Origin of the sequence: Pseudomonas sp. AMR01 (assembly GCF_041946035.1) — a bacterium.
GTDB lineage: Bacteria > Pseudomonadota > Gammaproteobacteria > Pseudomonadales > Pseudomonadaceae > Aquipseudomonas > Aquipseudomonas antarctica_B.
In genome coordinates this window covers 1-25,860 of the sequence record NZ_JAUTYR010000044.1, presented here as the reverse complement: position 1 = coordinate 25,860, position 25,860 = coordinate 1, and the positions used below count along the sequence as shown (strand labels likewise).

The 25,860-nt window shown below is 60.1% G+C and carries 29 protein-coding genes and 3 pseudogenes; 23 read left to right on the top strand and 9 right to left on the bottom strand.

Translation table 11 applies throughout. From position 1 onward, the window contains the following. Positions 1 to 58: 58 nt before the first annotated feature. Positions 59 to 1,021, top strand: coding sequence for an alpha/beta hydrolase (locus Q7C20_RS24005; protein WP_375070772.1), 963 nt, complete (start codon positions 59 to 61; stop codon positions 1,019 to 1,021). Between the two features lie 99 nt (positions 1,022 to 1,120). Beyond that, positions 1,121 to 1,927 carry a hypothetical protein gene (locus Q7C20_RS24000; protein WP_375070770.1) on the top strand — a complete coding sequence of 269 codons (807 nt, stop codon included), beginning with the start codon at positions 1,121 to 1,123 and terminating at the stop codon, positions 1,925 to 1,927. A 141-nt stretch (positions 1,928 to 2,068) separates the two neighbouring features. On the opposite strand, the gene prmB is transcribed toward Q7C20_RS24000, so the two are convergent. Further along, positions 2,069 to 2,977 (bottom strand): 50S ribosomal protein L3 N(5)-glutamine methyltransferase, encoded by a 909-nt coding sequence (prmB, locus tag Q7C20_RS23995; RefSeq protein ID WP_348059811.1) that lies wholly within the window; start codon positions 2,975 to 2,977, stop codon positions 2,069 to 2,071. 241 nt (positions 2,978 to 3,218) lie between these two features. Between prmB and Q7C20_RS23990 the strand changes: the two genes are divergently transcribed. The 5 genes from Q7C20_RS23990 (at position 3,219) to Q7C20_RS23970 (ending at position 5,997) form a co-directional block, all read left to right on the top strand. Continuing rightward, on the top strand, positions 3,219 to 3,809 hold the full coding sequence (locus Q7C20_RS23990; protein ID WP_375070768.1) for a cysteine hydrolase family protein: 591 nt from the start codon (positions 3,219 to 3,221) through the stop codon (positions 3,807 to 3,809). 136 nt (positions 3,810 to 3,945) lie between these two features. Continuing rightward, positions 3,946 to 4,266 carry a hypothetical protein gene (locus Q7C20_RS23985; protein ID WP_375070766.1) on the top strand — a complete coding sequence of 107 codons (321 nt, stop codon included), beginning with the start codon at positions 3,946 to 3,948 and terminating at the stop codon, positions 4,264 to 4,266. A 74-nt stretch (positions 4,267 to 4,340) separates the two neighbouring features. After that, positions 4,341 to 4,898, top strand: a complete 558-nt coding sequence (locus tag Q7C20_RS23980) for a Smr/MutS family protein (RefSeq protein ID WP_017137833.1) — start codon at positions 4,341 to 4,343, stop codon at positions 4,896 to 4,898. Positions 4,899 to 4,976: 78 nt separating this feature from the next. After that, complete coding sequence (gene folE / locus Q7C20_RS23975; protein ID WP_016773769.1) at positions 4,977 to 5,522, top strand: GTP cyclohydrolase I FolE; 546 nt, start codon at positions 4,977 to 4,979, stop codon at positions 5,520 to 5,522. A gap of 103 nt (positions 5,523 to 5,625) precedes the next feature. Then, positions 5,626 to 5,997 (top strand): glutathione S-transferase N-terminal domain-containing protein, encoded by a 372-nt coding sequence (locus Q7C20_RS23970; protein ID WP_348059803.1) that lies wholly within the window; start codon positions 5,626 to 5,628, stop codon positions 5,995 to 5,997. A 104-nt stretch (positions 5,998 to 6,101) separates the two neighbouring features. Here Q7C20_RS23970 and Q7C20_RS23965 read toward each other — a convergent pair whose 3' ends face one another. From Q7C20_RS23965 to Q7C20_RS23955, 3 genes are read right to left on the bottom strand one after another with little or no spacing between them, the layout of a single operon-like run. After that, positions 6,102 to 6,422 (bottom strand): hypothetical protein, encoded by a 321-nt coding sequence (locus Q7C20_RS23965; protein WP_375070764.1) that lies wholly within the window; start codon positions 6,420 to 6,422, stop codon positions 6,102 to 6,104. Beyond that, on the bottom strand, positions 6,419 to 7,744 hold the full coding sequence (locus Q7C20_RS23960; RefSeq protein ID WP_375070762.1) for an acyclic terpene utilization AtuA family protein: 1,326 nt from the start codon (positions 7,742 to 7,744) through the stop codon (positions 6,419 to 6,421). The genes Q7C20_RS23965 and Q7C20_RS23960 overlap by 4 nt, the downstream gene beginning before the upstream one ends. A 1-nt stretch (position 7,745) precedes the next feature. Then, the gene (locus tag Q7C20_RS23955; RefSeq protein ID WP_375070760.1) at positions 7,746 to 9,038 is read right to left on the bottom strand and encodes a CitMHS family transporter; all 1,293 of its coding nucleotides are present in this window, start codon (positions 9,036 to 9,038) and stop codon (positions 7,746 to 7,748) included. A 111-nt stretch (positions 9,039 to 9,149) separates the two neighbouring features. Here Q7C20_RS23955 and Q7C20_RS23950 point away from each other — a divergent pair, with 111 nt between their 5' ends. After that, a complete protein-coding gene (locus Q7C20_RS23950; RefSeq protein ID WP_375070758.1) occupies positions 9,150 to 10,046 on the top strand; it encodes a LysR family transcriptional regulator in 897 nt (298 codons plus the stop codon). A 121-nt stretch (positions 10,047 to 10,167) separates the two neighbouring features. Here Q7C20_RS23950 and Q7C20_RS23945 read toward each other — a convergent pair whose 3' ends face one another. Together Q7C20_RS23945 and Q7C20_RS23940 are read right to left on the bottom strand one after the other, a co-directional pair. Then, positions 10,168 to 10,770 (bottom strand): glutathione S-transferase family protein, encoded by a 603-nt coding sequence (locus Q7C20_RS23945; RefSeq protein WP_348062388.1) that lies wholly within the window; start codon positions 10,768 to 10,770, stop codon positions 10,168 to 10,170. Positions 10,771 to 10,780: 10 nt separating this feature from the next. Further along, positions 10,781 to 11,017: pseudogene (locus Q7C20_RS23940) on the bottom strand (PLP-dependent aminotransferase family protein); the annotation flags it as partial. Here Q7C20_RS23940 and Q7C20_RS23935 point away from each other — a divergent pair. From Q7C20_RS23935 to Q7C20_RS23925, 3 genes and pseudogenes are all read left to right on the top strand, one after another. Next, a pseudogene (locus Q7C20_RS23935) lies at positions 11,014 to 11,223 on the top strand (MarR family transcriptional regulator); the annotation flags it as partial. The pseudogenes Q7C20_RS23940 and Q7C20_RS23935 overlap by 4 nt on opposite strands. A gap of 409 nt (positions 11,224 to 11,632) precedes the next feature. Further along, positions 11,633 to 12,979, top strand: coding sequence for an NCS2 family permease (locus tag Q7C20_RS23930; protein ID WP_375070755.1), 1,347 nt, complete (start codon positions 11,633 to 11,635; stop codon positions 12,977 to 12,979). Between the two features lie 12 nt (positions 12,980 to 12,991). Then, positions 12,992 to 13,624, top strand: a complete 633-nt coding sequence (locus Q7C20_RS23925; RefSeq protein ID WP_375070753.1) for a LysE family translocator — start codon at positions 12,992 to 12,994, stop codon at positions 13,622 to 13,624. A gap of 212 nt (positions 13,625 to 13,836) precedes the next feature. Here the strand turns inward: Q7C20_RS23925 and uraH are convergent, their stop codons facing one another. Continuing rightward, positions 13,837 to 14,190: a hydroxyisourate hydrolase gene (gene uraH / locus Q7C20_RS23920; protein ID WP_348062426.1), complete on the bottom strand. Its 354-nt coding sequence runs from the start codon at positions 14,188 to 14,190 to the stop codon at positions 13,837 to 13,839. A gap of 387 nt (positions 14,191 to 14,577) precedes the next feature. Here uraH and puuE point away from each other — a divergent pair, with 387 nt between their 5' ends. The 8 genes and pseudogenes from puuE to Q7C20_RS23880 all read left to right on the top strand — a co-directional run bounded on the left by puuE (position 14,578) and on the right by Q7C20_RS23880 (position 20,641). Next, the gene (gene puuE / locus Q7C20_RS23915) at positions 14,578 to 15,504 is read left to right on the top strand and encodes an allantoinase PuuE (protein WP_375070750.1); all 927 of its coding nucleotides are present in this window, start codon (positions 14,578 to 14,580) and stop codon (positions 15,502 to 15,504) included. Beyond that, complete coding sequence (gene uraD, locus Q7C20_RS23910; RefSeq protein ID WP_375070748.1) at positions 15,501 to 16,016, top strand: 2-oxo-4-hydroxy-4-carboxy-5-ureidoimidazoline decarboxylase; 516 nt, start codon at positions 15,501 to 15,503, stop codon at positions 16,014 to 16,016. The genes puuE and uraD overlap by 4 nt, the downstream gene beginning before the upstream one ends. Positions 16,017 to 16,057: 41 nt before the next feature. After that, positions 16,058 to 17,053: an allantoicase gene (gene alc / locus Q7C20_RS23905; protein ID WP_049712212.1), complete on the top strand. Its 996-nt coding sequence runs from the start codon at positions 16,058 to 16,060 to the stop codon at positions 17,051 to 17,053. A 119-nt stretch (positions 17,054 to 17,172) separates the two neighbouring features. After that, entirely contained in the window at positions 17,173 to 17,676 is a 504-nt protein-coding gene (locus tag Q7C20_RS23900) for an ureidoglycolate lyase (protein WP_375070746.1), read from the top strand. Positions 17,677 to 17,727: 51 nt separating this feature from the next. Then, entirely contained in the window at positions 17,728 to 19,017 is a 1,290-nt protein-coding gene (locus Q7C20_RS23895; protein ID WP_375070744.1) for a urate hydroxylase PuuD, read from the top strand. A gap of 181 nt (positions 19,018 to 19,198) precedes the next feature. Beyond that, positions 19,199 to 19,375: pseudogene (locus tag Q7C20_RS23890) on the top strand (purine permease); the annotation flags it as partial. A gap of 87 nt (positions 19,376 to 19,462) precedes the next feature. Further along, positions 19,463 to 19,840 (top strand): hypothetical protein, encoded by a 378-nt coding sequence (locus Q7C20_RS23885; RefSeq protein WP_375070742.1) that lies wholly within the window; start codon positions 19,463 to 19,465, stop codon positions 19,838 to 19,840. Between the two features lie 15 nt (positions 19,841 to 19,855). Continuing rightward, on the top strand, positions 19,856 to 20,641 hold the full coding sequence (locus tag Q7C20_RS23880) for an outer membrane protein OmpK (protein ID WP_348062025.1): 786 nt from the start codon (positions 19,856 to 19,858) through the stop codon (positions 20,639 to 20,641). A 110-nt stretch (positions 20,642 to 20,751) separates the two neighbouring features. On the opposite strand, the gene Q7C20_RS23875 is transcribed toward Q7C20_RS23880, so the two are convergent. Further along, complete coding sequence (locus Q7C20_RS23875; protein WP_375070739.1) at positions 20,752 to 21,900, bottom strand: patatin-like phospholipase family protein; 1,149 nt, start codon at positions 21,898 to 21,900, stop codon at positions 20,752 to 20,754. 29 nt (positions 21,901 to 21,929) lie between these two features. Beyond that, complete coding sequence (locus Q7C20_RS23870; protein WP_375070738.1) at positions 21,930 to 22,865, bottom strand: lipid A biosynthesis lauroyl acyltransferase; 936 nt, start codon at positions 22,863 to 22,865, stop codon at positions 21,930 to 21,932. Positions 22,866 to 22,984: 119 nt separating this feature from the next. On the opposite strand from Q7C20_RS23870, the gene minC reads away from it, so the two are divergent. The 4 genes from minC to Q7C20_RS23850 all read left to right on the top strand — a co-directional run bounded on the left by minC (position 22,985) and on the right by Q7C20_RS23850 (position 25,725). Beyond that, positions 22,985 to 23,722, top strand: coding sequence for a septum site-determining protein MinC (gene minC, locus Q7C20_RS23865; protein ID WP_348062585.1), 738 nt, complete (start codon positions 22,985 to 22,987; stop codon positions 23,720 to 23,722). A gap of 200 nt (positions 23,723 to 23,922) precedes the next feature. Next, positions 23,923 to 24,735 (top strand): septum site-determining protein MinD, encoded by an 813-nt coding sequence (gene minD, locus Q7C20_RS23860; RefSeq protein ID WP_017737535.1) that lies wholly within the window; start codon positions 23,923 to 23,925, stop codon positions 24,733 to 24,735. Between the two features lie 3 nt (positions 24,736 to 24,738). Then, positions 24,739 to 24,993, top strand: a complete 255-nt coding sequence (minE, locus tag Q7C20_RS23855; protein WP_003175252.1) for a cell division topological specificity factor MinE — start codon at positions 24,739 to 24,741, stop codon at positions 24,991 to 24,993. A 96-nt stretch (positions 24,994 to 25,089) separates the two neighbouring features. After that, complete coding sequence (locus tag Q7C20_RS23850; protein WP_348062623.1) at positions 25,090 to 25,725, top strand: RluA family pseudouridine synthase; 636 nt, start codon at positions 25,090 to 25,092, stop codon at positions 25,723 to 25,725. The last annotated feature ends 135 nt before the right edge of the window (positions 25,726 to 25,860 follow it).

Here is a 25,860-nt window from a genome sequence, read left to right as displayed (position 1 = left end):
TCCTCGAAACCTTACCGGCAGACATCTGTCCAACCGGCACCTTTCTGATGATGGCGCGATGATGCTGCGAGTTTTGCTTTTGACCCTCACCCTGTTTTCCAGCCTTGGCTTCGCCGCCTCCCCTGTCGTGCTGCAACGGCCCATCAGCCTCGACACCGGCAGCGGCGAGCTGTTTGGCTCGCTCCTGCTGCCCAAATCCGACAAGCCGGTGCCCGTGGTATTGATCATCGCCGGCTCCGGCCCCACCGACCGCAATGGCAACAGCGCCGACGGCGCGCGCAACGACAGCCTCAAGCGCCTGGCCTGGGTGCTGGCGCGCAACAACATCGCCAGCGTGCGCTACGACAAGCGTGGGGTTGCCGCCAGCCTCGCCGCCACGCCCGACGAACGCAACCTGACGCTGGACGCCTACGTGTCCGACGCGGTGGCGTGGGGCAAGCTGCTCAAGGCCGACCCACGCATGGGCCCGCTGATCGTGCTGGGCCACAGCGAAGGTGCATTGGTCGCAGCCCTCGCCGCTCCGCAACTCGATCCGGCCGGGGTGATTTCGCTGTCCGGCAGTGCACGGCCGGTGGACCAGGTGATCCGCCAGCAACTGGCGGCCCACCTGCCACCAGCCCTGTTGTTGCGCAGTAATGAAATCCTTGACAACCTCAAGGCCGGTCAGGTGGATGCCGATGTGCCTGGCCCGCTGGAGGGGATTTTCCGGCCCACTGTGCAGCCTTATCTGATCAGCCTGTTTCGCGCTGACCCGTCGGCCGCGTTCGCAAAACTGAATATGCCGGCACTGATTATTCAGGGCACTAACGATATTCAGGTAGGCGTCGCCGATGCTCAGCAATTGAAAAGGGCCAAGCCCGACGCGCAGTTGACAGTGATCGAAGGCATGAACCACGTGATGCGCATCGTGCCCAGGGATGTAAAGGAGCAACTGGCCTCCTACAACGATCCGAAACTGCCGCTGGCCGCCGAACTGGGCACGCGCATCGTGCGCTTTATAGACGGACTTCAACCCCGTTAAGCGACTATTTGCCTCCAGTCCCCCGGGAAGCGGCCGATAAGCCGAAAGTCGACAGCAAAAAGGCTGTCGACTGGCAGGGCTTGGACAGGATCGCGCCGCATGACTACCACTGAAGCAACATCAGAACCTACTGCCGACACCGCGGCTGAAAAACCCGAGGCCGTCGAGGCAGCGGCACTGCCGTGGGCGGACGTACAGGCCGAACATTTCAAGCTGCTGCGCCTGGCCCCCCTGGCCACCGACCGCGCCACGGGCGTACGCCCGCTGCGGTTTGTGCAGTTCGGGTATACCGAGCGCAACGATAAGCACCGCAGCCTGTTGCGCATGGTCATTCAGTTGCCGGGCCAGCGCGTGCGTCGCGAGCAGAATCACCTGGATATCTGGGTCGATCACGATACACACCGCGTGCACTTCGGCCCGGGTAACAGCCTGGAGATTGAACCGGCCAACCGGGGCATCGGGCGTTTCCTGGTGGCCCAGGGCGCCGCGTGGGCGAAAAAACGCTGGTCGCACTATCGCGTTGACGGCGCAGACCTGGCCAACAAGGACGCGCTCAACGAAGCCACGCGCCTGCGCCGCGATCATTTCCTGCGCGTTCAGGGCTTCGATGTAGCTTACGCCGATGTGCAGCACCTGAAAGGCAATGTGCAGCCGGGCAAGGTCAGCGACGTGCTGGACAGCTGGAACACCGAGAAGGTGCAGTTTGTGGAAATCCTCGAAGCCGCGCAGATGCTGCAACAGGCTGAGCACAACCTGGCGGAGCAGGAAGTGAAGCTGCGCAAGGAAGAGGATAAAGTCACCAAGTTCAAGCGCGAGGACAGTGGGTTGCGCTTTACCATTACCTGCCTGGTGGCGTTTACGGTATTTCAGGCGGGGTTGTTGATCTGGATTGCGACACACCGCTAGTCGATTGGAATGCAATCAATAAATGTGGGAGCGGGCTTGCTCGCGAAAGCGGTGCATCAGTTAACAACATGCTGACTGATACACCGCTTTCGCGAGCAAGCCCGCTCCCACATTTGAACCGCGTTTCTTCTGCGAAGTCAGTTAAACCCTGGCGGCAAAGACGGCCTGATGTGCCCGGCACTGCTCAGCGGTCAACATGAACACGCCGTGGCCACCGCGCTGGAAGTCCAGCCAGGCAAAGTCCACTTCCGGGTACAACGCCTCAACGTGCACCTGGCTGTTGCCCACTTCAACAATCAGCAAGCCCTTCTCGGTCAGGTGGTCTGCCGCTTCGGCCAGCATGCGCCGCACCAGGTTCAAGCCATCATCACCGCACGCCAGGCCCAGCTCCGGCTCATGCTGGTACTCGTCCGGCATGTCGGCGAAGTCTTCGGCGTCCACGTAAGGCGGGTTCGACACGATCAGATCAAACCGCTGACCCGGCAGGCCGTCGAAGCCGTCGCCCTGCACGGTGTACACGCGCTCGTCGACGCCGTGGCGCTCGATGTTCTGGTTGGCCACTTCCAGCGCTTCAAAGGACAAGTCGCCCAGTACCACTTCGGCGTCCTGGAACTCGTAGGCGCAGGCAATGCCGATGCAACCGGAACCGGTGCACAGGTCAAGGATGCGTGCTGGCGGGTTGGCCAGCCAGGGTGCAAAGCGGCTTTCGATCAACTCACCGATCGGCGAGCGCGGAATCAACACACGTTCATCCACGATAAATGACATGCCGCAGAACCAGGCCTCTTTCAACAGGTAGGCGGTGGGCACGCGTTCGTGGATACGCCGATGCAGCAAGCGCTGAACGTGGGAAATTTCCTCTTCTTCGAGGTTGCAGTCCAGGTAACTGTCGTTGATCTCCCAAGGCAGGTGCAGGGCACCGAGCACCAGTTGCCGGGCTTCATCCCAGGCGTTGTCGGTGCCATGCCCGAAAAACAGGTCTTCCCCATGGAAACGGCTGACAGCCCAACGGATATGGTCGCGCAGTGTGCGCAGGCGGGATGTGATCACGGGGGCAGAACTCCTGGAAAAAACGACTGGCAATTCTAACAGCGTTCGTCTGTCCGTTCGATGTACGAAATGCCCTCACCGCGCGTCGGATTTCATGCAATTTGCCATCATTGCGATAAACAAGCCGCCCACTTGACATGGCTGCACGCCAACAACGGCGTACCTTACGATGGTAGCGATTCACAGAACCGCTCAGCCAGTGGACAATGTCACAAAAGCCCCCCTCACAGGAGCCCCCAGAATGTCCGTTCCAAAGACGATGTTTCAACTCAGCGGTCGCGGTTACGCAGCAGCCAACCTGGCCCACGCGACCCTTGTGATCATCGACGCCCAGAAGGAATACCTCAGCGGCCCACTCGCCTTGTCCGGCATGGACGCGGCGGTCGATAACATCCAGCAGCTCGTCGCAGCGGCCCGCAACGCCGGGCGCCCGATTGTGCATGTGCGTCACCTGGGCACCGTCGGCGGCCTGTTTGACCCACAGGGCGAACGCGGCCAATTCATTCCTGGCCTGGAACCCTTGGGTGACGAAACCATCATCGGTAAATTGCTGCCCAGCGCCTTCCACGGCACAGGCCTTGAAAAATACTTGCAAGACCTTGGCTCCCTGGACTTGATCGTCTGCGGTTTCATGAGCCACTCCAGCGTCAGCACCACCGTGCGCGCCGCAAAGAACCTGGGCTTTCGCTGCACTCTGGTGGAAGACGCCTGTGCCACCCGTGACCTGCCTTACAAAGGCGGCGTACTGAGTGCCGAACACGTGCAGCAGACTGAAATGGCCATCATGGCGGATAACTTCGCGACACTCGCCCTGACCAAAGATCTGATCTGATCGCCCCTCTGATGAGCGGCGCGTTTATGGCTCCGCTCATCCGCGAAGCCCTTTCATTTGGCGCATTTACCCCTCCACCCGGAACAACCTGTGTATCTTCCGGTCGAAGGGCCGATACCCTGGAGGAAAGGTCGGAATGAAGATATCCGATGGTTTTGATGCTCGTCGCTTGCGTCCCAAGGGCCCGAGCAACTGGCGTCTGCGCCTGGTAGCCGGCTTTGCCGCGCTGCTGGCGATCGTAGGTTTGCTGTTGGCCGGTGCTGGTGGTGCCGGTCTGTTTGGTCACTCACCCGCCCTCGGCGAACTGAACGCCAGCCCCGGCGGCTCGGCGATTTTACTGGTGAGCGGCCTGCTGGTGCTGTGGCTGGGCGTGTGGTTGTGGCGTCGCAGCCGTCGGCGCATGCGCCAGCCGCTGTCGCTGAACATCGCTTCGCACCTGATGAAAAAGCACGACTGATGGCGCCTGGATAGCGTTTCCTGCGCCCTGGCCGCCGCGATTAGGTAAACTGCCCGCCCTTCGCGGAGGCTGACATGCAAGACGACGATTTTTCCCTGTTCAAAAACGAGCTGCGCGGCGTCAAGCCGATCAAGCACGACCGCGCCGACACTGGCAAACCAAAGGCTGACCGGGCGCAGATTGCCAAGTTGCGCCAGGCCGCGACCGTGCGCACCGATGCCACCACCGTGGATGGCCTGTCGGATCAGTTCGTGATCGATGTCGGCCCCGAAGACGAGCTGATGTGGGCCCGCGACGGCGTGCAGGAAAGCCAGATGCGCAAGCTCAAGATCGGCCAGATTCCGTTCGAAGGCAGCCTCGACCTGCACGGCATGAACGTGGAAAAAGCCCGCGAAACCCTCTGGGCCTTCCTCGCCGAAGCCACCAAATTCGAAATCCGCTGCGTGCGCGTCACCCACGGCAAGGCTGTGCGGCTGGATGGCAAGCGCCCGATGATCAAAAGCCACGTCAACACCTGGCTGCGCCAGCATGCTCAGGTGTTGGGGTTTACCTCGTGCCAGGCCCGCCACGGCGGCGCCGGTGCGGTGTACGTGATGCTCAAGCGCACCATGATGGAAGGCCGCGACGAGTAACAAGTGCCATCGTCAGGCTTGCAGCGATGTGTCCGCCACCGTAACCTTGCGCTTTGCGAAAATCCCACAGGTAGTTTCATGTCCCTGGAACAGAATTACACGGCGATCCTCGGCCAACTCGGCGAGGACGTTTCCCGCGAGGGCCTGCTCGACACGCCAAAGCGTGCCGCCAAGGCAATGCAGTACCTTTGCCGCGGTTATGCCCAGACGCTGGAAGAGGTCACCAACGGTGCCTTGTTCAGCTCTGACAACAGCGAAATGGTGCTGGTCAAGGACATCGAGTTGTACTCGTTGTGCGAGCACCACCTGTTGCCGTTTATCGGCAAGGCTCACGTTGCGTATATCCCGAGCGGCAAAGTGCTGGGCCTGTCCAAGGTCGCACGCATCGTCGATATGTACGCGCGCCGCCTGCAGATCCAGGAAAACCTCAGCCGCCAGATCGCCGATGCGGTAATGCAGGTGACCGGTGCACTGGGCGTTGCGGTGGTGATCGAAGCCAAGCACATGTGCATGATGATGCGCGGTGTAGAAAAACAGAATTCGTCGATGATCACATCGGTGATGCTGGGTGAGTTCCGCGAAAACGCGGCCACCCGCAGCGAGTTCCTCAGCCTGATCAAGTAAACAGGCTGCGCAGGAAAAAGCCGGCGTTCATCGCCGGTTTTTTTTCGTCCGCAAAATTCAGGTAAGCTGCGGCCCCTTCTGTATCGGGCAAGAGGTTTTAGCCATGTTCGTCAAAGCACTTCGAGTGGGCCTTGGCCACGTCATCATCGCGGGCGACTTTCTGACCCGTCCACGCAAAAAGCAGCGCCCTGCCGAGCAGCAAGCTCAGGTGAATGCCGCGGCCAAGGCATTGACGCTGTATCAGTTCCACGCCTGCCCGTTCTGCGTGAAGACCCGCCGCACCCTGCACCGCCTGAATGTACCGGTGGCGCTGAAGGACGCGAAGAACAACGAGCAGGACCGCCAGACCCTGCTGGAGCAAGGCGGCAAGATCAAAGTGCCGTGCCTGCGCATTGAAGAGAATGGCCAGACCACCTGGATGTACGACTCCAAGGTGATCATTGACTACCTGGACAAGCGGTTCGCTGCAGTCTGACAGACTGGCGCAGATCCAAATGTGGGAGCGGGCTTGCTCGCGAAAGCGGAGTGTCAGCCAGTAAATCTGCAACTGACACGCCGCCTTCGCGAGCAAGCCCACATTTATTGATGTATTGCCAAGTCAAGATCCAGCAACGCCGAACCCAGGCACTTGCCATGGGCATCCAGCGCCAGTGAACGCGTCACCCCGCCGCGCAGGATGCCCGGCAGCACGAAGTTCAGCGCCTGCACATTCGGCAACTCATAGCGACGCACGGGCGCCGCGCCGGGCTCCAGCAAACCGGCAAAGAACTCGGCCACGCGCTCTGCGGTGAGCTGTTCGCACAACACCGCAAAATCCTCAGCACGATAAGCAATGATCGAAATGTTCGACGTGTCGCCCTTATCCCCGGTCCGGGAATGGGCCAGCGTGTGCAGTTTCATGCTTCGATTCTCGGGTTGACCACGCCACGGGGCAGCAGTAACGACGCCACCGCCACCACCTGCCGCACGCTTTTACTGGCACCGCCGCCGCCGGACGGGCCGTTGGTGTAAAGGGTTTCCACCTCATTGCCAACGCGTACCGCCTCACTGCGATCCTCACAACGCGCCGCCACACGCAGGCGTACTTCCCACGGTTCGACGCCACTGCGCGGGCCGTGCAACGAGTCCATGCCGATCAACTCGGCACGCACGTCCTGCATCTTCACGCCCATCAATTCGAGGCGCTTGAGCACGACATCCCGCGCTAACTGCGCCCGTGCGACAGCGCCCGGGCCGCCGTAGGACATCTGCCCCTCACCAATCCAACCGTCGAGATAACCGACGCTGACTTTCAACCGTTCAGGCCGTGGGCGGCCGCTGGCACCCTGAGCCCGCACACGATCAACGCCCTCCTCCACAAACCCCACGTGGGAAAAGTCCGCCGTCACGTCCGGTGTGAGATATGCCGCCGGGTCATGCACTTCATAGATCAACTGTTCGGTACAGGTGGCGCGGCTGACCCGGCCGCCCGAGCCCAAGACCTTGGTAATCAAGGCCTCGCCATCAGCATTGATCTCGGCCAGTGGAAACCCCAGCCGCGCCAGGTCATCCACATCCTTGAACCCCGGATCGGCAAAATAACCACCACTGACCTGCCCCGCGCACTCGAGCAAATGCCCCACCAGCGTACCGCGCCCCAAGCGCTGCCAATCGTCCGCCGCCCAGTTGAATTCAAACATCTGCGGCGCCAGAAACAGCGACGGGTCAGCCACGCGGCCGGTGATCACCACATCCGCCTCTGCGCGCAAGGCCTCGATAATGCCCTCGACACCCAGGTAGGCATTCGCGGAAATCAACCGCTCACCCAGTGAGCCGAGGGTCTGGCCGTTATCCAATACCTGCTCGGGCTGCAAGACATCCAGCACGTCATCGCCCACCACGGCCACGACCTTGAGCTTCAGGCCCAACTCATCGGCGATGCGGCGCACTTCAATGGCCGCCGACACCGGGTTGGCCGCCCCCATATTGGTGATCACCCGCAGGCGGCGACGGCCTTCCTGAACCCCCACAAACGGCAACACACGGCGCATGCGTTCACTCAACAACGGGTCATAACCGCCCTGCGGATCGCTGATACGCGCCTGTTGCGCAAGGGCGATGGTGCGTTCGGCCAAACACTCGAACACCAGGTAATCCAGGTCGCCCTGTTCGGCCAATTCCACGGCAGGTTCAATACGGTCGCCGGAATAGCCGGCGCCGGAACCGATGCGCAAGGTTTTCATCTCAAAACACTCCCAGGAGCAACGCGGTCAGGGTCATTAACACCGACGCGGCAAACAGAAAAGGAATGGTGAAGCGCTGGTGATCGGCCAGTTCGACCTTGCACAAGCCCACCAACAGGAAGGTTGCGGGGGTCAGCGGGCTGACCGGGAAGCCAGTGGTGTGCACGCCCAGCAAAGAGGCCTGGGCCACTTGCAGCGGGTCGACGCCCAGCGCCTTGCCGACTTCAGCGATCACCGGCATCACGCCGAAATAGTAGGAGTCGGGGTCAAACAGCAGGCTCAACGGCATGGAAATAAAGCCCACCACTGCCGGGATCAACTTGCCGTGGCCCGCCGGGATCTGCGCCACCGCTACTTCGGCCATGGCCTTGAGCATGCCGGTGCCTTGCATGATGCCGGTGAACACCCCGGCAGCAAGCAGGATGCTGGCCATGGTCAGCGCGGTCTTGGCGTGGGCGTCGATGCGCGCACGCTGGGCGTCGACATTCGGGTAGTTGATGCACAGCGCCACCACGGTGCCGAGCATGAACATCACCACCGGATCGACCCAGCCGGCAATCATCACCACCATGACCACCACGGTGAGGAGCAGGTTGATCCAGAACAACCGAGGGCGACGCAGCGCCAGGTCATCGTCGCTGAGCACCCGTTGCGGCACCGCATCCACCGTGGAACCGGCGCCCAGGCCCAGGCGTTTTTCTTCGCGACGGCCCAGCCACCAGGCGCAGGCAAAGACAAACACCAGGCCGACGATTTGCACCGGGATCAGCGGCTGGAACAGCTCCGCCACCGGCACGTGCAACGCGGCAGATGAGCGCAACACCGGGCCGGTCCACGGCAGGAAGTTGACCCCGGCGGCCATGGCGCAGATGCAGGCGAGGATACGCTTGTCGATGCCCAGCCGCGTGTACAGCGGCAACATCGCTGGCACCGTCACCAGAAAGGTCACCGCACCCGAACCGTCCAGGTGCACCAGCAGCGCGAGGGTCGCGGTGCCGACGACAATTCGCGTAGGACGCGTACCCACCGTGCGCAGGATGCGGTCGATGATCGGGTCGAGCATGCCGGCGTCGGTCATGATCCCGAAAAACAGAATCGCGAACACAAACATGCCCACCACGGGGGCGACGTTCTTGATACCGGAAATGATGAAGGCACTGGTTTGCAGGCCGAAACCGCCGAGCAGCGCGGCAATGATCGGCAAGGCGATCAGGGCCACCAACGGCGAGAGGCGTTTGCTCATGACGGCAGCGAGCAGGCAGAGGATGGTGATGACACCCAGGGTTGCGAGCATGGGTTACTCCAGAGCGGCCTTGTTGGCCGGTTATTGTTTTCCCCCGAGTATTGGAACCGCGTTAGTCTTTGTAAATTGGAATATTCAGCCGATCACGTTCGGAAAAACAAAATGAAAAACAGTATCCAACATATTCAGGCATTCCTTGCCGTCGCCCGTACCGGCAGCTTCACCAAAGCCGCCAACGAGCTGCACCTCTCGCCCTCGGCGCTGACCGTGCAGGTGCAGCAACTCGAAGACTGGCTCGGCGTCGCGCTGCTCGACCGCAGCCCGCGCCACGTGAGCATCACCGCCGCCGGCCAGGAGGCGCGTGGCCCCATGGAAAAACTGCTGCTGGACCTGGACAACATCGTCACCGGTTCGCGCGACCTGGCGCAGTTGCGCCGGGGCGTGGTCACCATTGCCGCCCTGCCCTCAGTGTGCGCCGGAGCCCTGCCACCGGCGTTGCGCCTGTTTCGCGAACGCTTTGCCGGCATCGAAGTGCGCCTGCACGACCTGGTCGCTCACCGGATTCATGCCCAGGTGCGCTCCGGCGAAGTGGATTTCGGCATCGGCGTGCGTGCACGGCTCAGCCATGGCCTGGGGTTTTTGCCCGTGCTGAATGATCGGCTGTGCGCCTTCGTGCCGCTGGATCATCCCCTTACCCGGCACACTGCATTGACGCTGGAGCAACTGGCCGACCAGCCGATCATCCTCACCGGACGCGACAGCAGCGTGCGCGAACACGTGGAGGCGCTGTTTGATGAAACGCGGCTAACGATGAACGCGGGGATGGAGGCGAATTACATGTCGACGGTGCTGGCACTGGTGCGCCAGGGGTTGGGGATCAGTGTGCTGCCGGAGTCGGCAGCGGACAGTTTGGAGGGGTTGGTGCGCATCGCGATCGACCATCCAGGCGTCAATCGGGAGATTGGGTTGATCAGCCGCAGCGGGATGGGACTAAGCCCGGCGGCACAGCGCTGCTTTGACCTGCTCAGGGAAGAACTGTCTGACACAACACCAAGCTAAATGTGGGAGCCGGTTTGTGTGGGAGCCGGGCTTGCCCGCGATGCAGACACCTCGGTGTATCAGTTACACCAGGGTGATGCTATCGCAGGCAAGCCAGCTCCCACAGGTTTGACCGAGTGAGTCAGTCCAGCATCGCTATGTGCTTCGGATGACTGGCGACGCGCGCCAACCAAGCCTGCACAGCCGGATACGGCGCCAAGTCAAATCCGCCCTCATGCGCCACGTGCGTGTAGGCATACAACGCAATGTCCGCAATCGAATACTGCTCGCCCACCAGATACGGCGTGGCTTGCAGCTGACGCTCCATGACCCTCAACGCCTTGTAACCGCCCTTGTGGGTGGTTTTGTATTCCTCAAGGCGATCTTCCGGCATGTTCAGGTAGAACTGGATAAACCGCGCCACAGCGATATACGGCTCATGGCTGTATTGCTCGAAGAACTGCCACTGCAACACTTGTGTGCGCAGGCGCGGCTCGCCCGGCAGAAACTCACTGCCATCGGCGAGGAAGTTCAGAATCGCGTTGGACTCCCACAGGCAGGTGCCGTCTTCCAGCTCCAGCACCGGGATCTTGCCGTTGGGGTTCTTGGCCAGGAATTCGGCGGTCTGCGTGTCACCCTTGAGGATGTCGACATCGATCCATTGATACGGGATGCCCAGCAGGTTGAGCATCAATTTGACCTTGTAGCAGTTGCCCGACTTGTAATCGCCATAAACCTTGTACATGGGGCTCCCCTTATGCCGCTCTCGCGTGCTGTGCTTGACGGACCACTGCGGCCAGGCGTTTGAGACCTTCGTCCAAACGGGCCGGGTCGATGTGGCTGAAATTCAGCCGGAACGAACCCAAGTGCCGGTCCGGCTCGGAAAAGAACGGTTCACCGGGCATGAACGCAACGTTCCTGTCGAGCGCTGGAGCCAACAAGGTGCGGGTATCCAGCGGCTGTTTCAAGGTCAGCCAGAAGAATAAACCGCCAATTGCAGGAAATGCACTTGGTGAGCAGCGTTGCGTCCGAGACTGACAAGCGCAAACGCCTGCTGGAATTGAGTGGAGAAGGCCTGCGCTTCGAGCAGTCACTGCGCCGTGAACAGGTGAAGTTGTTGCAGCGCGCCTTCGCAGACGCCGGGGAAGAGGCCGTGGCGGGATGGCTGGCGGTCAATCAGGCACTCGCCAACCCTTGATGGTCGCAGCGCTCGCTGTTGTGGCAAACGGGGTTGTTGTGGCTAGCGGGCTTACTGTGGCAGCGGGCTTGTCGTGGCGAGCGGGCTTGCCCCGCGTTGGGCTGCGAAGCGGCCCTGATCCGGGCACTCCATTCTTTCAATAAAAACTCGGTGGCAGGTTTTGGGGCCGCTTCGCAGCCCAACGCGGGGCAAGCCCGCTCGCCACAACACCTTTCGAAGCAGCCTTTCATCCCCTTTCGCGCACATAATCGAAAACATTATTTGCTTTATTTGTATACAAAAGCATAATTCGCTTCGTGCGAGTTCCTGACCTATTGGTCAACAAAACCCGCCAGCACCTCAAAGCGCTGTTGCCCACTCATGTGACCGGCGCTGGAAATAACAATAAAACTCCTGAGGAGTACTCGCTGTGGAAAGCCGCAAATCCGAAGCCCCTACGCTGGAAATCGCCCGGCCCAACAACAGTTGGCTGGAGCGCCTGTTCAAACTCAGCTTGCATGGCACCACAGTGAAGACCGAGCTGATCGCTGGCCTCACGACTTTTATCACCATGGCCTACATCATCTTCGTCAACCCGAACATCATGGCCGACGCCGGTATTGATCACGGCGCGGCGTTTGTCGCCACCTGCATCGCGGCGGCACTGGGTTGCCTGCTGATGGGCCTGTACGCCAACTGGCCAGTCGGCCTGGCGCCGGGCATGGGCCTGAACGCGTTTTTTACTTACACCGTGGTCGGCACCATGGGTTACACCTGGGAAACCGCGCTGGGTGCAGTGTTCATTTCCGGCGTGCTGTTTATGGGCCTGACCCTGTCCCGCGTGCGTGAATGGCTGCTCAACAGCATTCCCGTGAGCCTGCGCCATGCCATGGGCGCAGGTGTGGGCTTGTTCCTCGGCGTGATCGGCCTGAAGACTGCGGGCATTATCGTTGAAAGCCCGGCAACCCTGATCAAGCTCGGTTCGCTGCATGAGCCAGCGCCCTTGCTCGCCGCCGTGTGCTTCCTGTTGATCGCCATCCTCAGCTACCACCGGGTGTTCGGCGCCATCCTGATCAGCATCATCGCCGTCACCCTCGCCGGTTGGGGCCTGGGCCTGGTGCATTACAACGGCATTCTCTCCGCCCCGCCGAGCCTGGCGCCCACGTGGATGGCCATGGACGTGAAAGGTGTATTCAATGTCAGCATGATCAGCGTTGTATTTGCCTTTCTTTTTGTTCACATGTTTGACACCGCAGGTACACTGATGGGCGTCGCGCAGCGCGCCGGGCTGGTCAACGCCGACGGCAAAATCGATAACCTGTCGCGCGCGTTGAAAGCCGACAGTGCTTCCAGTGTATTCGGTGCCATGGTCGGCGTGCCGCCAGTTACCAGCTACGTGGAAAGTGCTGCAGGCGTGGCCGCTGGCGGTCGCACCGGGCTCACGGCTGTCACCGTGGGCATTCTGTTTGTGGCCGCGATGTTCTTTGCACCGCTGGCGGGGATGATCCCGGCGTACGCGACAGCGGGTGCTTTGATTTACGTCGCCATGCTGATGATGGCGAGCATGGCGCATATCAACTGGGATGAAGCCACCGACAGCATTCCGGCGATTGTCACTGCGATCATGATGCCGCTGACGTTCTCGGTCGCCGACGGTATCGCCCTGGGCTTTATCACGTATGTGGCGCTCAAGGCCGGTACCGGCAAATACCGCGAAATTTCAGTCAGTCTGTGGGTGCTGTGCGCGATCTTTATCGCCAAATTCATATTTTTGTAGAAGGAGTAAGGCATGACGCTGGAAACCTGGTTGCTGTTCAGTGGCGCTGCATTGATCGTGATTTTGATCCCCGGCCCGCTGTCGTTGCTGATGATCAGCAACAGCCTCAATTTTGGGCTGTGCCGCGCCTATCCCGCGTTTCTCGGCGGCGTGTTTGCCTCGATCTGTTTGTTGAGCGCCTCGGCACTGGGTCTGGGCGCACTGTTGCTGGCCTCCGAACAGCTGTTCAGCGCGCTGAAGATTGTCGGCGCCCTCTACCTGTTTTACCTCGCATGGCAGAGTTGGCAGCAATCGCGTCAACCGTCTCAGGGCGCGGTGGTGCCTCAGGCCGCTGCTACGCCGCGTTTTCGCGCCTTGTTTGGCCGCGCCTTCGTGCTGGGCGCGAGCAACCCCAAGGACATTCTGTTCTTTGCCGCCTTCCTTCCGCAGTTTCTCAGCAACGACCTGCCGTTCCTCCCGCAATTGTTGGTCATGATCGTAACCTGGACCCTGCTCGACCTGCTGTGCAAGCTCGCCTACGGCCTTGGCGCCCACGCTGCGGCACGCTACCTGCGCACCGGCAAGGGCCAGAGTTGGTTCAACCGCGTCAGTGCCGGCTTGTTCGGCTGTGCTGGCCTGGTGTCGCTGATGAGAGCGAGAGCCTGATTTGACGTTGTAAAAGCGTGCAGCGTCGCCCTTCCCGCTCCGCCATTTCTCCCTATCCACCGCGCCGCGCAGTCTCTGACTGCGCGGATAAAGGCCGCCTGTGCCGCTGGCGCAAGGGACAGCCGCGCGCGGACGACACGCAAAAAAAAGCCCGCTGTGTGGGCGGGCAAAAAACCAACGAAGAGCTTTGGGGGTGTGAAGCGAGGTGACGCTTAGCTACCGCGATAAGTGGAGTAGCTGTAAGGCGAAATCAGTAGCGGGACATGGTAATGATCCTGTTCGGCGCTGATGCCGAAGCGCAGTACCACCACATCCAGAAAAGCCGGTTCGGGCAATTGCACGCCACGGGCGCGGTAATAGTCGCCGGCGCTGAATTGCAGCTGGTACACGCCGCTGCGGTAGTCATCGCCTTGCAGCAGTGGCGCATCGCAACGTCCGTCGCTGTTGGTCACGGTGGCGGCAACCAGTTCGAGCTGCGCACCTTCGACGCGGTACAGCTCAACCTTGATTGCGCTGCCAGGGCAGCCGTGTGCGGCGTCCAAAACGTGTGTGGTCAAACGTCCCATTGGCGTCTACGCGCCTCCCGAAGTCAGTAGATAAGAGGTCCGCACTTTTTCAGGGCATCAAAAAAGCCGGCGATGGCTGATTAAGACACTTTTTAAAAAAATTGTACACAATAAAAATCACAAAACTGTGGATCTGCGTTCCTTCGATGCTCCATAGAGCAATTGATGAGTAAACCTTGCTTTTAAACGACCTTTTATCCATTTACTGACCAGGCAGGCAAGTTTCTTGCTAGACCATTCACAGAGGGGTTTATGGAAAAAATGCAGAAATGCAGGCTTACAAAGTCGTCGATAAGTTGTATACAATCACTCATCGCTGTGACGCCACCCGGTCATTTCATCCCCCGGCCGCCACATGAATGATCACGAACAAGAAGGAAGACTGCAGTGAGCGCTGACTACCCACGCGACCTGATCGGTTACGGCAGTAACCCTCCTCACCCCCATTGGCCGGGCAAGGCACGCATCGCGCTGTCGTTCGTACTCAACTACGAAGAAGGCGGTGAGCGCAACATTTTGCACGGCGATAAAGAGTCCGAAGCGTTCCTCTCGGAAATGGTCTCGGCCCAGCCGCTGCAAGGCGCGCGCAACATGAGCATGGAGTCGCTGTACGAATACGGCAGCCGTGCCGGCGTGTGGCGCATCCTCAAGTTGTTCAAGCAATTCGATATCCCGCTGACCATCTTCGCCGTGGCCATGGCCGCCCAGCGTCACCCGGACGTGATCCGCGCCATGGTCGATGCGGGCCATGAGATCTGCAGCCACGGCTACCGCTGGATCGACTACCAGTACATGGACGAGGCCGAGGAGCGCGAGCACATGCTCGAAGCCATCCGCATCCTCACCGAGCTGACCGGCGAACGCCCATTGGGCTGGTACACCGGCCGCACCGGCCCCAACACGCGCCGGTTGGTGATGGAGGAAGGCGGCTTCCTGTATGACTGCGACACCTACGACGATGACCTGCCCTACTGGGAACCCAACAACCCCACCGGCAAGCCGCACCTGGTGATCCCCTACACCCTGGACACCAACGACATGCGCTTCACCCAAGTGCAGGGTTTCAACAAGGGCGATGACTTTTTCGACTACCTCAAGGACGCCTTCGACGTGCTCTACGCCGAAGGGGCCGAGGCGCCGAAAATGCTTTCCATCGGCCTGCATTGCCGCCTGATCGGCCGCCCTGCGCGCCTCGCCGCCTTGAAACGGTTTATCGAATACGCCAAAAGCTTTGAGCAGGTGTGGTTCACTCGACGCGTCGACATTGCCCGTCACTGGCACGCAACCCACCCGTACACGGGAGCGGCGAAATGACTGCGTTCCACACCCTCAAGCCGTCGACCCTGAGCCGCGATGAATTCGTCGCAGCCTTCGCCGACATCTACGAACATTCGCCATGGGTGGCCGAAAAGGCCTTCGACCTGGGCCAGGACAGCTCGATCGATGAGATCGAAACCCTGCACCAGCGCATGAGCGACATCCTGTTGAGCGCCGATCATGCCAGCCAACTGGCCCTGATCAATGCTCACCCGGACCTGGCCGGCAAAGCTGCCGTCCAGGGCCAATTGACCCAAGCCAGCACCGATGAACAAGCCGGCGCGGGTATTCACCAATGCACGGCCGAAGAGTTCTCACGCTTCACCGAGCTGAACGACGCCTACAAAGCCACGTTCAAGTTTCCCTTCATCATGGCGGTAAAAGGCAGCAACCGGCATCAGATCCTCGCCGCGTTCGAAACGCGCATCCACCACTCGGCAGACACCGAGTTCAACTGCGCGCTGGCCGAGATCAACAAGATCGCGTTGTTCCGATTACTGACCCTCTGAATGACCATCCCCAGCCACTCTATCCAAGGCAGACAAGAAGAATGAAAGCTTACGCCGTACCTTTCGAGAAGTTCGTCAACCTGGCCGACGCCCGTCTGGGCACCAAGATTCTTTCGGTGACCGATGACTGGTTCGCTGACGCCAACCGCCTGTTCCAGCCGACCCCGGCCGTGTGGAAGGAGGGCGTTTTCGATGACAACGGCAAGTGGATGGACGGCTGGGAGTCGCGCCGCAAGCGCTTCGAAGGCTACGACAGCGCGGTGATCCGCCTGGGCGTACCGGGCTCGATCAAGGGCGTGGACATCGACACTTCATTCTTCACCGGCAACTACCCGCCGTCTGCCTCCCTGGAAGCCTGCTTCCTGGCCTCGGGCGACCCGGATGAAAACACCCAGTGGGTGGAAGTGCTGTCGGCCGTCGAGCTGCAGGGCAACAGCCACCATTACCACGAGATCAACAACGACCAGGCCTACAGCCACCTGCGTTTTAACATCTATCCGGATGGCGGCGTGGCCCGTCTGCGCGTGTACGGCGTGCCGTTCCGCGACTGGTCCTCAGTGGGCGACAACGAACAAGTCGACCTGGCCTCGGCCCTCAACGGTGGTCGCGCGCTGGCGTGCTCCGATGAACACTTCGGCCGCATGAGCAACATTCTCAACCCGGGCCGTGGCATCAACATGGGCGACGGCTGGGAAACCGCACGTCGTCGTACGCCGGGCAATGACTGGGTGATCGTCGCGCTGGGCCACCCTGGCGAGATCGAAAAAATCATCGTCGACACCCTGCACTTCAAGGGCAACTACCCGGACACGTGCTCCATCCAGGGCGCGTTCGTGAAGGGCGGCACCGACAGCCAGATCGAAACCCAATCACTGTTCTGGCGCGAACTGCTGCCAGCGCAGAAACTGGAAATGCACGCCGAACATACCTTTGCCGAGCAGATCAAGGCACTGGGGCCGATTACCCACATCCGCCTGAACGTGTTCCCGGATGGTGGTGTGAGTCGCCTGCGGGTTTTGGGCAAAGTAGCTAAGTAAGCGGTGAGGCCATTCGCGAGCAAGCCCGCTCCCACATTTGAAATGCATTCCCCTGTGGGAGCGGGCTTGCTCGCGAAGGCGTCAGAACAAACAACCCCGAGTCCGGATAAGAGACAGCCATGCGCACACTGATGATCGAGCCCCTGACCAAAGAAGCCTTCGCCCCCTTCGGAGACGTTATCGAAACCGATGGCAGCGATCACTTCATGATCAATAACGGGTCGACCATGCGTTTTCATAAACTGGCGACGGTGCAAACCGCCACGCCGGAAGATAACGCAATCATCAGCATCTTCCGCGCCGACGCGCAGGACATGCCGCTGACCGTGTGCATGCTGGAGCGACACCCGCTGGGCAGCCAGGCCTTTATACCGCTGCTCGGCAACCCCTTTCTGATCGTGGTCGCGCCCCTTGGCGATGCACCTGTATCAGGCTTGGTCCGCGCCTTCGTTACCAACGGCAGGCAGGGCATTAATTACCATCGCGGCGTTTGGCACCACCCGGTGCTGACGATCGAAAAGCGGGATGACTTCCTGGTGGTTGATCGCAGTGGCACAGGCAATAACTGCGATGAGCATTTTTTCAAAGAGGATGAGCGGTTGATCCTCGCCCCCCACCAATAAGAGAAGGCCGGATCACCCGACAACAAGGGTGACAGGCGAGAGGTAAAGACTGTGGAAGCACATCTGTTGGAATGGCTGAACCTGAGCGTACGCTGGGTTCATATGATCACTGGCGTCGCGTGGATCGGCGCTTCCTTCTATTTCGTCTGGCTGGAAAACAACCTCAACCGCGTCAACCCCAAGAGCGGCCTGGCCGGTGACTTGTGGGCGATCCACGGTGGCGGTATCTACCATCTGGAAAAATACAAACTGGCCCCACCGACCATGCCGGACAACCTGCACTGGTTCAAATGGGAAGCCTATTTCACCTGGATGTCGGGCGTCGCGCTGCTGTGCGTGGTGTTCTACCTCAACCCGACGCTGTACCTGCTCGCCCCCGGCAGCACGCTCAGCGGCACCGAAGGCGTATTGCTGGGCATCGGCTCACTGTTTGCCGGCTGGTTCATCTACTCCTTCCTGTGCGACTCGGCCCTGGGCAAGCGCCCTGCCCTGCTCGGTTTGATCCTGTTTGTGCTGTTGATTGCGGCCGCTTACGGCTTCAGCAAGGTGTTCAGTGGCCGTGGCGCGTACCTGCACGTGGGTGCGGTGATCGGCACCATCATGGTCGGCAACGTGTTCCGCATCATCATGCCCGCTCAGCGCGCGCTGGTGGCGGCCATCGCGGAGAACCGCACGCCGGACCCGGCACTGCCAGCCAAAGGCTTGCTGCGTTCGCGTCACAACAACTACTTCACCTTGCCGGTGCTGTTCATCATGATCAGCAACCACTTCCCGAGCACCTACGGCAGCCAATACAACTGGCTGATCCTGGCCGGTATCGCGGTGGCGGCGGTGTTGGTGCGTCACTACTTCAACACCCGGCATAACAGCCAGAAGTATGCGTGGACCTTGCCGGTGGGCGCGTTGGCGATGATTTGCCTGGCGTATGTGACCGGCCCCAAGCCGGTGGCGGAAGTGGCCAAGGCACCTGCGGCCATCGAATATCAGCCGTTACCGGAAACCGCGTTGGGCGGTGGCTTGAAACCTGCCGCGCCGGCCGAGCCTGCTGCTGCACCAGCAGCGGCGCCTGCCCAGGCGACGATTGATTTCGAGAAGGTGCATGGGGTTATCCAGGAACGCTGCGCGGTATGCCATTCGGCCAAACCGACCAGCCCACTGTTCAGCACCGCGCCGGCTGGAGTTATGTTCGACACGCCCGTGCAGATCCAGCAGCAGGCAGCGCGCATTCAAGCGCAGGCCGTGGCCAGCCAGATCATGCCGCTGGGCAACATTACCCAGATGACCCAGCAGGAGCGGGATTTGATTGGGACCTGGATCAATCAGGGGGCGCACACCAACTGACTAACTGATTCACACAGATCCAAATGTGGGAGCGGGCTTGCTCGCGAAGGCGCTGGATCAGTCAGCACATTCAGTGACTGACACACCGTATTCGCGAGCAAGCCCGCTCCCACAGTGGATTTGTGGTGATGTAGAGATTGCATTCCACACAACACAAAAATAAAAAGATCCGAGGTGTTGCATGTCCCCGTTAGAAACGCAGACTCCTGCCGCGCCCGCCATGGTGCGGCTGCCCCTCTTGCAACTGATTCTGGTAGGCCTGCAACACGTCTTGCTGATGTACGGCGGCGCCGTCGCCGTGCCGCTGATTGATGGGCGCCAGTTTCGCAGCCGTCGGCTGAATATCCTGTTCAACATTCTCGGCGGCGCTGACCGACCTGTCGTCACCTCTACGCATTGATTCCTTCGTTCTTACAAAAACAATAACGAAACCGGGAACCACGACATGCACGCCATTCACCTGGGGCCGGCCACAAGCCGTGCCCCATTCTTGCCCCACGCGCTCTGTTACAGCGCACTTGAGCCCAGGCATAAGAGCCAGTATTCTCCGCGCCCGCTCGAATCAACTCAAAAAAAAACAGCGAATGTAAAAGCTGACTGCAAGGCCAACTTATCCCGGCCTTATGTCTGCGGCCAAAGTGCGCAAAAGTTCCCTGAATTCGACTGCATCCCATGCAGCCGACGGGGATTTTTTGGCTTTTTAAACAGCTTGGCGCAGCTCTTGCTAAATGCACTAAAGCTGACCGACCAGACTATTTTTTCAGCTGACCAAAAGGCGCCACACCAGAGCGCCTGCGTAGAAAAAAAAACCATAAAACTTTAACTCGGGAGCAACCGAATGAAACCTATGTTCAAAGGCCTGATGCTGGCGGGATCCCTGCTGGCCGGTGGCCAAGCCGTGGCCGGTGACCTGTTGCAATGGCAGAACAACAGCCTGACGTATCTGTGGGGCAAGAACTTCACCGTCAACCCGCAGATCCAGCAAACCGTCACCTTCGAACATGCTGACGCGTGGAAGTACGGCGACAACTTTTTCTTTGTCGACCGCATCTTTTATAACGGCAAAGAAGATGGCAACGTCGGCCCAAGCACTTACTACGGCGAGTTCAGCCCGCGCCTGTCGTTCGGCAAGATTTTCGACAAAGACCTTTCATTCGGCCCGATCAAAGATGTATTGCTGGCCTTCACTTACGAGTTCGGTGAGGGCGATAACGAGTCGTACCTGCTCGGCCCGGCCTTTGACTTGAACATCCCGGGGTTCGACTACTTCCAGTTGAATTTCTACCAGCGCCAGACCGAAGGCAATCGGCCGGGTGACGGCGTGTGGCAGATCACTCCGGTGTGGTCGTACACGATTCCGGTGGGCAATTCGAATGTGCTGATCGACGGTTTCATGGACTGGGTGGTGGACAACGACAAGAACGCCCGTGGTACTTACCACGCCAACTTGCACTTCAACCCACAGGTCAAATATGACCTGGGCAAGGCGCTGCACTGGGGCGACAAGCAGTTGTATGTGGGTTTTGAATACGATTACTGGAAGAACAAATACGGGATTGAAGATTCGGGTGCGTTCAAGACGACGCAGGACACGGCGAGCTTCTTGGTCAAGTACCACTTCTAACCCACGCTGCAATACAAAATGTGGGAGCGGGCTTGCTCGCGAAGGCGGTGTGCCAGTCAACTAATGTGCTGACTGACGCACCGCATTCGCGAGCAAGCCCGCTCCCACATTTAGATTGGGGGCAACCTCAAAAACCGGGTGATCTCCTCGCGCTTGGCCATCGCATCACGCCGCCCCAACTCGATCAACTCGCTGCAATACCCCGCCTCGAACAGCAGGTAGCTCAACACCCCCGCCCCGCTCGTTTTGGTAGCCCCCGGCCCGCGCAGAAATACGCGCAACGCCGCCGGCAATTCCTGGCGATGCCGCGCCGCAATTTCATCAATCGGCTGGCTCGGCGCAATCACCAGCACGTCCACCGGTGCCAGGCCCTGAATGGCCGCATCGGCTGGCAGCACGTGGCTGAAGTGGTTCAGGCGTTCCAACAGCTCGATGTCACTCTCCAGGCTGTCAATGAACGTGCTGTTGAGCATGTGCCCACCGATCTGCGCCAGCGTCGGCTGCTGGCCGGTGTAGGTGCGCTGGGTCAACGGCTCGTTACCTCGTGGGTTGCCACTGACGCCCACCACCAGCACCCGAGTCGCGCCCAGGTGCAACGCAGGGCTGATCGGCGCCGACTGACGCACGGCCCCGTCGCCGAAATATTCCTGGCCAAGTTTGACCGGGGCAAACAGCAAAGGAATCGCCGAACTCGCCAGCAGGTGCTCAACCGTCAGTTGCGTGGGCACCCCGATACGCCGATGGCGCAGCCAGGGTTCAAGGGTGCCGCCGCCCTGATAAAAGGTCACCGCTTGCCCTGACTCATAACCGAACGCCGTGACTGCCACAGCGTGCAGACGGTTCTGGCGAATGGCCTCGTCGATGCCTTCCAGGCGTAGTTTGTCGTGGAGTAAATCGCGCAAGGGCGAGCTGTTCAGCAGCGCAACCGGCAGTCGCGTGCCAAAGCCCAACAGGCTGTGGGTTAAAAAGCGGCTCGCCTGGCGCACCACGCCGGGCCAATCGCTGCGCAACACCAAGTGGCTGCGAAAGCCTTGCCAGAACGCAGTTAGCCGTTCGATGGACGCGGTGAAATCCAGTGCACCACTGGCCAGGCTCACCGCGTTGATCGCACCGGCCGAGGTGCCGACGATTACCGGAAACGGATTCGGTGCCCCCGGCGGCAACAGCTCGGCGATTGCCGCCAACACGCCCACCTGATACGCCGCTCGCGCCCCGCCGCCGGAAAGAATCAAGCCTGTGACCGGTTCAGCTGGGCGCATTGCGTCACTCCATGTAATGAAAACAGGTGTTATCGACGGCGTTTTTCGTACAACTTGGGCTCACCCGGCGGGCGGCTCTTGAAGCGTCGGTGCGTCCACAGGTATTGCTCGGGGCAGTCGCGTACCGAGGCTTCAACCCATTGATTGATGCGCAGGCAATCGATCTCATCGGTTTCGCCCGGGAAGTCAGTCAGCGGCGGGTGGATCACCAGGCGGTAACCGCTGCCATCGGCCAGGCGCTGTTGAGTAAACGGCACGACCAGCGCCTTCCCCAGCTTGGCAAACTTACTGGTGGCGGGCACAGTCGCGGCCTGGATGCCAAACAGTGGCACAAAAATACTTTGCTTGGCGCCGTAGTCCTGGTCCGGTGCGTACCAGATAGCGCGGCCGGCGCGCAGCAGCTTGAGCATGCCTCGCACGTCGTCACGTTCAACCGCCAGGGAATCCAGGTTATGCCGCTCGCGGCCACGGCGCTGGATGAAGTCGAACAACGGGTTGCCGTGCTCGCGGTACATGCCATCGATGGTGTGTTTTTGCCCAAGCAGGGCGGCGCCGATTTCCAGGGTGGTGAAATGCAGGGCCATCAGGATCACGCCCTTGCCATCCAGCTGCGCCTGCTTGAGATGCTCCAAGCCTTCCACATGGGCCAGGCGCGCCAGGCGCTGACGCGACCACCACCAGCTCATGGCCATTTCAAAAAAGGCGATGCCGGTGGACGCGAAGTTTTCCTTGAGCAGACGTTTACGCTCCTTGGCGGATTTTTCCGGGAAGCACAGCTCCAGGTTGCGCGCGGCGATGCGGCGGCGCTCGCCGGCCACTTGGTACATCCCGACACCGAGTAATCGACCAATGGTCAACAGCGCCCGATACGGCAACTGAGTAACCAGCCACAGGAGGCCGAGCCCCAGCCATAGCAGCCAAAAACGCGGGTGAAGAAATGCAGCACGAAAACGCGGGCGATCCATTACAGATTCCGGTAAAGACAAGGGCCGCGCATTCTACAACGGATCGACTCGGCTTGCGGCCCGGGGATGTTCTCGTTATAAGTCTCGACACTTTTCGTGACAAGCAGCTTTTGCCGACCATGAGCCAAACCGAACCGCTAGACCAAGATCCCGTGTTCCAGCTAAAAGGCAGCATGCTCGCCATCACCGTGCTGGAGCTGGCCCGCAATGACCTCGATGCCCTGGACCGCCAACTCGCCGCCAAGGTCGCCCTGGCGCCGAACTTTTTCAACAATGCCCCGCTGGTGCTTGCCCTGGACAAACTCCCGGCCGGCCAAGGCGCGATTGATTTGCCCGGTTTGATGCGCGTCTGCCGTTCCCACGGTTTGCGCACCCTGGCGATTCGCGCCAGCCGCATTGAAGACATCGCCGCAGCCATCGCCATTGAACTGCCAGTACTGCCGCCGTCCGGAGCCCGCGAGCGTCCGCTCGAGCCGATGGAAGGTGAACTGAAGAAAAAACCGGAAAAACCGCCGGAACCGACGATCAAGCCTACAAAGGTCATCACCTCCCCCGTACGCGGCGGGCAGCAAATTTACGCCCAGGGCGGCGACCTTGTGGTGATCGCTTCGGTAAGCCCGGGCGCGGAACTTCTCGCCGATGGAAACATCCATGTATACGGCCCGATGCGCGGACGTGCCCTCGCCGGCATCAAGGGTGATACCAGGGCCCGTATTTTTTGCCAGCAGTTGACCGCTGAGCTAGTGTCCATCGCAGGCCAGTACAAGGTTTCAGAAGATTTGCGCCGTGATCCGCTGTGGGGGGCCGGGGTCCAAGTCAGCCTGTCGGGCGATGTGTTGAACATCACCCGTCTTTAACGGATACTGCCGCATTTTCCAAGCATCTCTAGACTCTGATAGCACAGCGAAACCGGCAATACTTGCGTAGGAATAATTGGAAGTTGGCGTTTTTCTCGCGCAAACCAGATTCTTTCCTACAAAGGCTGTCCGCCTGCAGCGAGTTTCAAGAGATGTTTTTCAGGGACTGAAAAGTCCTTTTTCCTTAGGGGTGAAACACCTTGGCCAAGATTCTCGTGGTTACATCCGGCAAGGGTGGTGTGGGTAAGACCACCACCAGCGCCGCTATCGGTACCGGCCTCGCACTGCGCGGCCACAAAACAGTTATCGTCGACTTCGACGTTGGTTTGCGTAACCTCGACTTGATCATGGGCTGCGAACGCCGCGTGGTGTATGACTTCGTCAACGTGGTAAACGGCGAAGCCAACCTGCAACAGGCCCTGATCAAGGACAAGCGCCTTGAGAACCTGTACGTGCTGGCCGCCAGCCAGACCCGTGACAAAGACGCGCTGACCAAAGAAGGCGTGGGCAAAGTTCTCGCCGAGCTGAAAGAAACGTTCGAATACGTGGTGTGCGACTCCCCGGCCGGTATCGAAACCGGTGCTCACCTGGCGATGTACTTCGCCGACGAAGCCATCGTCGTGACCAACCCGGAAGTCTCCTCGGTACGTGACTCGGACCGCATGCTCGGCCTGCTGGCCAGCAAGTCCCAGCGCGCCGAAAAAGGCGAAGACCCGATCAAGGAGCACTTGCTGCTCACCCGTTACAACCCTGAGCGCGTCAGCAATGGCGAAATGCTCGGCGTTGAAGACGTCAAAGACATCCTCGCAGTGACCCTGCTGGGTGTGATCCCGGAATCCCAGGCTGTGCTGAAGGCTTCCAACCAGGGCGTCCCGGTAATTCTTGACGACCAGAGCGACGCCGGCCAAGCGTACAGCGATGCAGTTGATCGCTTGCTGGGCAAGACCGTGGAACATCGCTTCCTCGATGTTAAGAAGAAGGGATTCTTCGAGCGTATCTTTGGGGGCAACTAAACAATGAAATTTCTCGACTTCTTTCGCGCCAACAAAAAACCAAGTACCGCGTCGGTAGCGAAAGAGCGTCTACAGATCATCGTGGCGCACGAACGCGGCCAACGCAGCACGCCGGACTACCTGCCAGCCTTGCAGAAGGAACTGGTCGAGGTGATCCGCAAGTACGTCAATATCGGTAACGACGACGTACATGTCGCCCTTGAAAACGACGGCAGCTGCTCGATTCTGGAACTCAATATCACACTGCCTGATCGTTAATCGAAAAGGCGGTTGCCACGGCGGCTCGGCCACCTTGATCCCTTATCGGGAACCGGGTGAGCGAGCCGCCGTTGGCGTTTGTTACGAGGCTGTTTAATGCCGCTGTCCAATATCCATATCCTGCATCAGGACGACGCCGTCCTGGTGGTGAACAAACCGACCCTGCTGCTCTCTGTGCCTGGCCGCGCCGATGACAACAAGGACTGCCTGATCACCCGCCTGCAGGAAAACGGCTACCCCGAAGCCCGCATCGTCCATCGACTGGACTGGGAAACCTCCGGGATCATCCTGCTCGCCCGCGACGCTGATTCGCACCGCGAACTGTCGCGTCAGTTTCATGACCGTGAAACGGAAAAGGCTTATACCGCGCTGGCTTGGGGTCAACCTGAGTTGGACAGCGGCAGTATCGACTTGCCCCTGCGTTACGACCCGCCGACCAAGCCGCGTCATGTGGTCGACTATGAGTTTGGCAAACATGCGCTGACCTTCTGGAAGGTGCTGGAGCGGTGTGGCGATTGGTGTCGTGTGGAGCTGACGCCGATTACCGGGCGCTCGCACCAGCTGCGGGTGCATATGCTGTCGATCGGGCATCCGCTGTTGGGGGATGGGTTGTATGCGCATGAGCAGGCTTTGGCTGCGTGGCCACGGTTGTGCCTGCATGCGAGCATGTTGAGTTTTACGCATCCGCAGAGTGGGGAGCGGTTGCGGTTTGAGTGTTCGGCGCCGTTTTAGGGGGTTGGGGTTGGGTTGGGTTGGGTACATATCCATTGGCGTCGCAACGGCTGATATGGGTTCCGCTCTTACAGCGGGTCACTTTTGGCAAACGCCCCAAAAGTAACCAAAAGGTCTGTGCCCCACCACTCGGCA

Excerpts from the sequence above, each read along its gene's own strand:
- Q7C20_RS23955 (WP_375070760.1), bottom strand. The coding sequence starts at position 9,038 with ATGCTCGCAACCCTGGGTGTCATCACCATCCTCTGCCTGCTCGCTGCC.
- uraD (WP_375070748.1), top strand. The coding sequence starts at position 15,501 with ATGACTGCGTTCCACACCCTCAAGCCGTCGACCCTGAGCCGCGATGAA.
- Q7C20_RS23870 (WP_375070738.1), bottom strand. The coding sequence starts at position 22,865 with ATGGATCGCCCGCGTTTTCGTGCTGCATTTCTTCACCCGCGTTTTTGG.
- minC (WP_348062585.1), top strand. The coding sequence starts at position 22,985 with ATGAGCCAAACCGAACCGCTAGACCAAGATCCCGTGTTCCAGCTAAAA.
- Q7C20_RS23970 (WP_348059803.1), top strand. The coding sequence starts at position 5,626 with ATGTTCGTCAAAGCACTTCGAGTGGGCCTTGGCCACGTCATCATCGCG.
- Q7C20_RS24005 (WP_375070772.1), top strand. The coding sequence starts at position 59 with ATGATGCTGCGAGTTTTGCTTTTGACCCTCACCCTGTTTTCCAGCCTT.
- Q7C20_RS23885 (WP_375070742.1), top strand. The coding sequence starts at position 19,463 with ATGCACGCCATTCACCTGGGGCCGGCCACAAGCCGTGCCCCATTCTTG.
- uraH (WP_348062426.1), bottom strand. The coding sequence starts at position 14,190 with ATGGGACGTTTGACCACACACGTTTTGGACGCCGCACACGGCTGCCCT.
- Q7C20_RS23945 (WP_348062388.1), bottom strand. The coding sequence starts at position 10,770 with ATGTACAAGGTTTATGGCGATTACAAGTCGGGCAACTGCTACAAGGTC.
- Q7C20_RS23960 (WP_375070762.1), bottom strand. The coding sequence starts at position 7,744 with ATGAAAACCTTGCGCATCGGTTCCGGCGCCGGCTATTCCGGCGACCGT.
- minE (WP_003175252.1), top strand. The coding sequence starts at position 24,739 with ATGAAATTTCTCGACTTCTTTCGCGCCAACAAAAAACCAAGTACCGCG.
- Q7C20_RS23875 (WP_375070739.1), bottom strand. The coding sequence starts at position 21,900 with ATGCGCCCAGCTGAACCGGTCACAGGCTTGATTCTTTCCGGCGGCGGG.
- Q7C20_RS23850 (WP_348062623.1), top strand. The coding sequence starts at position 25,090 with ATGCCGCTGTCCAATATCCATATCCTGCATCAGGACGACGCCGTCCTG.
- folE (WP_016773769.1), top strand. The coding sequence starts at position 4,977 with ATGTCCCTGGAACAGAATTACACGGCGATCCTCGGCCAACTCGGCGAG.
- Q7C20_RS23965 (WP_375070764.1), bottom strand. The coding sequence starts at position 6,422 with ATGAAACTGCACACGCTGGCCCATTCCCGGACCGGGGATAAGGGCGAC.
- Q7C20_RS23990 (WP_375070768.1), top strand. The coding sequence starts at position 3,219 with ATGTCCGTTCCAAAGACGATGTTTCAACTCAGCGGTCGCGGTTACGCA.
- Q7C20_RS23900 (WP_375070746.1), top strand. The coding sequence starts at position 17,173 with ATGCGCACACTGATGATCGAGCCCCTGACCAAAGAAGCCTTCGCCCCC.
- Q7C20_RS23880 (WP_348062025.1), top strand. The coding sequence starts at position 19,856 with ATGAAACCTATGTTCAAAGGCCTGATGCTGGCGGGATCCCTGCTGGCC.
- Q7C20_RS24000 (WP_375070770.1), top strand. The coding sequence starts at position 1,121 with ATGACTACCACTGAAGCAACATCAGAACCTACTGCCGACACCGCGGCT.
- Q7C20_RS23985 (WP_375070766.1), top strand. The coding sequence starts at position 3,946 with ATGAAGATATCCGATGGTTTTGATGCTCGTCGCTTGCGTCCCAAGGGC.
- Q7C20_RS23950 (WP_375070758.1), top strand. The coding sequence starts at position 9,150 with ATGAAAAACAGTATCCAACATATTCAGGCATTCCTTGCCGTCGCCCGT.
- Q7C20_RS23980 (WP_017137833.1), top strand. The coding sequence starts at position 4,341 with ATGCAAGACGACGATTTTTCCCTGTTCAAAAACGAGCTGCGCGGCGTC.
- alc (WP_049712212.1), top strand. The coding sequence starts at position 16,058 with ATGAAAGCTTACGCCGTACCTTTCGAGAAGTTCGTCAACCTGGCCGAC.
- Q7C20_RS23925 (WP_375070753.1), top strand. The coding sequence starts at position 12,992 with ATGACGCTGGAAACCTGGTTGCTGTTCAGTGGCGCTGCATTGATCGTG.